Consider the following 520-nt stretch of genomic DNA (forward strand, 5'->3'; position numbering starts at 1 on the left):
AACTTGAGCACCGGGACCTTGTAGTTCGGGTCCGGCGCGAACCTGGACGAGTTGGACCACATCCGGCCGTTGGGCATCTTCATCACGTCGGTGAGGTAGATGACGTCGCCCTTGGTGGTGGGGGTGCCGTCCTGGTACCGGGTGAAGTCAATCACCACCTCGCGCCGCTTGGCCGGCCACAGCTCGAAGGAATCGCGCTTGACCGGGAACGGCAGCAGGCCGCCGTCGGACGCGATCTGGGTGAACTGCATGCACTGCTGGGCGTCCGGGATGCGGTACTGGCCCTCGAGTTCGTCACCCACGTAGCCGAGCGACGCCGAGGACTTCGGTCCTTTGGTGGAGCTCATCAGCTTGAACTCGTAGATCCTTGAGATGGAGGCGTCCAGGAACCGGAAGCGGTACTTGCGCCGCTTCACCTCCATCACCGGGTAGGCGGTGCCGTTCACGGTGAAGATGTCGCCCACGAACCCGTGGTTGGGGAAGTGCTTGTAGAAGGTCTTGCCCCACCATTCCGGATGCT

The 520-nt window shown here is 62.9% G+C and carries 1 protein-coding gene; it reads right to left on the bottom strand.

The genetic code is table 11. The features are described 5' to 3' along the window. Positions 1–520 (bottom strand): cupredoxin domain-containing protein (locus tag AC1DFE_RS24155; protein WP_476908342.1); only part of this gene is annotated, 520 nt, incomplete at both ends.

The organism is Arthrobacter sp. 05T423 (assembly GCF_056396245.1).